This is a genomic window from Kribbia dieselivorans NBRC 106261 (assembly GCF_001552435.1).
GTDB lineage: Bacteria > Actinomycetota > Actinomycetes > Actinomycetales > Dermatophilaceae > Kribbia > Kribbia dieselivorans.
Map to the genome: position 1 here is coordinate 1 of NZ_BCRE01000117.1, position 4,473 is coordinate 4,473.

Genomic DNA, 4,473 nt, shown 5'->3' on the forward strand with positions numbered 1-4,473 from the left:
CGGGCCAGGGCCGGCGCCGAGACCAGCCCGACGACCGGATCGCCGTCGACGACGAGGGAGATGAGCGTCGCCCAGACGGGCACCCCGCGCACGAAGTTGTGGGTGCCGTCGATCGGGTCGATGATCCACTGGCGGTTCGAGGCTCCGGTGGGATCGAACTCCTCACCGACGATGGCGTCGCGGGGGCGGGTGCGCTTGAGTTGGCCGCGGATCAACTCCTCGACGGCCTTGTCGGCGTCGCTGACCAGCGTGAGGTCGGGCTTGGTCTCGACGTGCAGGTCAGCGGCCTGGAACCGTTCCATGGCCACGCGCTCGGCGGCGTCGGCAAGCACGTGGGCGAGACGGAGGTCGTCGTCGTAGAGGGTCGTCACGCCGCTCACGCTAGCGCTCTTCGCGGCGGTGCTCCTCGCGACCCTCGGTTCGACTGGCGAGCAGACGGCGCAGCGAGGCCAACCGCGACGGGCCGGCCGGGCCGGCATGGCCACCCTCGACCCACGCGTCGAGGGCACACTCCTCCTCGTCGTGGGTGCAGCCGCGGGGGCAGTTCGCGGTGCCGGGGCTCAGGTCGGGGAAGTTCTCGATGATCCGATCCGGATCGACGTGGGCGAGCCCGAAACTGCGCACGCCCGGGGTGTCGATGACCCACCCGCCATTGGCCAGGGGCAGCGCGACCGCCGAGGTGGACGTGTGTCGACCGCGCCCGGTGACATCGTTGACATCGCCGGTGGCGCGGTCGGTGCCGGGCACGAGCGCGTTGACGAGCGTCGACTTGCCGACCCCCGAGTGCCCGACCAGGACGCTGATCCGATCGGTGAGCCGATCGCGCAGTTCGTCCAGGCCGAGGGAGAAGTCGTCGTCGCTGGAGGTGACGACGTACGGCACCTCCAGCGGGGCGTAGTTGGCCAGGAAGTCGGCCGGGTCGACGAGGTCGGCCTTGGTCAGCACGAGCAGCGGATCGAGGTCGGCGTCGTAGGCCGCCACGAGACACCGGTCGATGAGGCGCGGACGTGGCTCGGGGTTGGCCAACGCCGAGACGATGACCATCTGGTCGGCGTTCGCGACGATGACGCGCTCGACGGCGTCGGTGTCGTCGGCGGTGCGACGCAGCACGGAGCGTCGTGGCTCGACCCGCACGATCCGGGCCAGGGCGTCGGGGCTGCCGGAGGTGTCGCCGACGAGCCCGACGTGGTCGCCGACGACGATCCCCTTGCGGCCGAGTTCCCGGGCCCGCATGGCGGTGACGGTGCGTTCGGGTTGGGCGTTCCTTCCCTTGCCGGCGGCCTCGACGAGCACGGTCCATCGGCCGCGGTCGACGGCGGTGACGAAACCGGGCACGGCCTCCTCGTGGGCGGGGCGGTCCTTCGAGCGGGGGCGTGACCCCCGACGGTTCGGGCGAACCCGCACATCGTCCTCGTCGTACCGCCCCGCCAGACGGCTCACCGACGCGACTCCCCGGCCGAGACGGCGGAGGTCTGCGCGGTGCCGGCCAGCATCCCGGCCCAGAGGTCGACGAAGGTCGGCAGCGTCTTCGCCACGGTCTGCACGTCCTCCACGACGACGCCGGGCACGGCCAGCCCGAGCACCGCGGCGGCCATGACCATGCGGTGGTCGGCGTAGGTGTGGAACAGCCCGCCGTGCAGCGTCCTCGGGCGGATGACCAGCCCGTCCGGCGTCTGCGTGACGTCGCCGCCGAGGCGGTTGAGCTCCGTGGCCAGGGCCGCCAACCGATCGGTCTCGTGCCCACGGATGTGCGCCACGCCCCGGATCGTGCTCGGTGAATCGGCCAACGCGGCCAGGGCCACGACGACCGGGGTGAGCTCGGCGACGTCGTGCAGGTCGATGTCCAGACCCGGGTACGCGCCCGCCCGGCTGCCGGTGACGGTCAGCCCGGCGCGGTCCAACGTCACCATGGCGCCGAACTGCGTGAGGATCTCGCGCAGCGCATCGCCGGCCTGGGTGGTCCACTGCGGCCAGTCGGGCACGTGCACCCGCCCGCCGGTGACCAGGGCCGCGGCCAGGAACGCGCCGGCGTTGGACAGGTCGGGTTCGACGGCCACGTCGAGGGCGTTGAGGCTGCTCGGCTCGACGTGCCACACGTTCGGCTCGGAGTCGTCGACGACGCCACCGGCATCGCGCACGACCTCCACGGTCATCTCGATGTGCGGCAGGCTCGGCACCGGCGCTCCGGAGTGGCGCACGGTCACGCCGTGCTCGAAGCGCGCCCCGGCGAGGAGGAGCGCGGAGACGAACTGGCTCGACGCGGAGGCGTCGATGACGACCTCGCCGCCGGGCACCGCTCCGGTACCGCCGACGGTGAAGGGCAACGTGCCGCGACCGCCATCGTCGACCTGGGCACCCAGGTCACGCAGTGCCTGCAGCACCGGGCCCATCGGCCGGACCCGCGCCTGCGGATCACCGTCGAACTCGACCGGGCCGGAGGCCAACGCCGCGACCGGCGGGAGGAATCGCATGACCGTGCCGGCCAGCCCCACGTCGATCCGCGTGTGACCGCGCAGCGTGGCCGGGGTGACGATCCAGTCGGCGACGCCCGCTCCGGTCGAGGTGGCGTCCTCGACCCCGGCGCCGAGATCACGCAGCGCCTGCGCCATGAGCAGGGTGTCGCGCGAGTGCAGCGGGCGCCGGATCCGGGAGGGGGCGGTGGCCAGCGCGGCCAACACGAGGTACCGGTTGGTCAGGCTCTTGCTCCCCGGCAGCACCACGGTCGCGTCGACCGGGCCTCGTGCCACCGGGGAGGTCCAGTCAGCTGATGGCATTGCGCGCCTGGGCCGCGGCAAGTCTGGCCTCGCGGCGGGCCGTCTTGGCCGCGCGCCGCGCCTCCTTGCGGGTCTGCTTGACGTTGCGCTCCACCGAGTCGCTGACCATGCCGGCGCGGTACTTCAGGCCGGGCTTGCCCTCGGTGTCGACGACGGCCAGGAGCAGACCCCCGAGCAGACCGGTGTTCTTGAGGAACTGGATGCGCTGGACCGTGCGCTGCTGCGGGTCGTCGATCGACCAGAACGGGTGGCCGGAGATCGTCGTGGGCAGCAGGCTGCCGACGAGGATCGTCGCCCCCAGTCGCGGCGCGAAGCCGGTGCCGAGCAGGGCTCCGCCGAGGACCATGGCGGTGCCGTTGGCGCGCACGGCGAGCTCGACGTCCGGCTCCTGGCCGGAGACGTCGGCCAGCTTGGTCACGAGCGGGCGGGCACCCTCGACCTTGCTGCCGGGGTTGCGCAGCTGGTCCAGACCTCCCACGACGAACATGGCGGCCAGCATCGGTCGGGCCACGCGGCGGATGAGGGACATGCGGTTCTCCTCGCTCGGTTGGTTGCCCTCATACCGTAGACGTTTCCGCCGACGCCCGGGGGAGGTGGCCGGCACCGTAGGGTGAAAGGGTGTGCGGACGATATGCAGCCACGGCCAATCCCGATGAACTCATTGAGGAGTTCGAGGTTGACGAGGACCACCACACCGACCCGGTGCGCTCCCTCCTGAGCGCGCCGCAGGATCCCCCGCCGGCCGGCGCCGACTACAACATGGCTCCGACGAAGCTCGCGCCGGTGGTCCTGACGCGCCGCCCCCACCCGTCGAATGATGGATCCGCGTCCCCTATCCCGTCCGATAGCCCACGCGGATCCATCACTCGGCGAGGGGAAGTGGAGGGGAAGGGGGAGGAAACGGCGATCCGGCAGTTGCGCCTGCTGACGTGGGGGTTGGTGCCCTCGTGGGCCGACACGCCCAAGGTCGGGCTGCGCATGATCAACGCCCGCGCCGAGTCGCTCTTCGAGAAGCGGGCGTTCACCAAGGCCGCACTGACCCGGCGCGCGATCGTGCCGGCGCGGGCCTGGTACGAGTGGCAGGTCTCGCCGACGGCCACCGACGCCAAGGGCAAGCCCCGCAAACAGCCCTTCGCGGTCTCACGCGCCGACGGCGCCACGCTCGCGTTCGGTGGACTGTACGAGTTCTGGCGCGACCGCTCCGTGCCGCCGGAGGACCCGAACGCCTGGGTGACGTCGTTCAGCATCATCACGACCGCCGCCGAACCGGGCCTGGACCGCATCCACGATCGGCAACCGCTGGTGCTGGAGCGCGGTGACTGGGCTGAATGGCTCGACCCGGAGACCACCGATCGCCGGGCCGTCGAGGCGCTGCTGCAGCCGCACGCGCCGGGGCGGTTCGTCGCCCACCCGATCTCGACCGCGGTGAACGCGGTACGCAACAACGGAGCGCGGTTGCTCGATCCGGTCGCGGAAGCCGACCTCGTCGGGGTCGTCGACCCGATGACCGGCGAGGTGATCGGATGAGCATCACGCGGCCGGGGGGTCAGGTGAGCGATGAGGTGCACGAGGTCGACACCGCGTACGGACCCTGTCGGCTCCACCTCCACCGCGCGCAGCTCGACGCCGCGACCCCGACACCGGGCACGCTCGTGCTCGGCCACGGGGCCGGCGGCGGCATCGGCGCCCGCGACCTCCA

At 72.1% G+C, this 4,473-nt stretch carries 5 protein-coding genes; 1 reads left to right on the plus strand and 4 read right to left on the minus strand.

Annotated features, from left to right (window positions below; all coding sequences use genetic code 11):
- The 4 genes from KD1_RS10350 to KD1_RS10365 all read right to left on the minus strand — a co-directional run.
- Positions 1-371: inositol monophosphatase family protein (locus tag KD1_RS10350; RefSeq protein WP_370670754.1), on the minus strand; the 371-nt coding region annotated here is incomplete at its 3' end.
- Between the two features lie 10 nt (positions 372-381).
- Entirely contained in the window at positions 382-1,440 is a 1,059-nt protein-coding gene (gene rsgA, locus KD1_RS10355) for a ribosome small subunit-dependent GTPase A (protein ID WP_068401538.1), read from the minus strand.
- Positions 1,437-2,774, minus strand: coding sequence for a 3-phosphoshikimate 1-carboxyvinyltransferase (gene aroA / locus KD1_RS10360; protein WP_068401541.1), 1,338 nt, complete (start codon positions 2,772-2,774; stop codon positions 1,437-1,439). The genes rsgA and aroA overlap by 4 nt, the downstream gene beginning before the upstream one ends.
- Positions 2,761-3,303 carry a DoxX family protein gene (locus KD1_RS10365; protein ID WP_068401545.1) on the minus strand — a complete coding sequence of 181 codons (543 nt, stop codon included), beginning with the start codon at positions 3,301-3,303 and terminating at the stop codon, positions 2,761-2,763. The genes aroA and KD1_RS10365 overlap by 14 nt, the downstream gene beginning before the upstream one ends.
- Positions 3,304-3,392: 89 nt before the next feature.
- Here KD1_RS10365 and KD1_RS10370 point away from each other — a divergent pair, with 89 nt between their 5' ends.
- A complete protein-coding gene (locus KD1_RS10370; RefSeq protein WP_068401549.1) occupies positions 3,393-4,301 on the plus strand; it encodes an SOS response-associated peptidase in 909 nt (302 codons plus the stop codon).
- Positions 4,302-4,473: the final 172 nt, after the last annotated feature.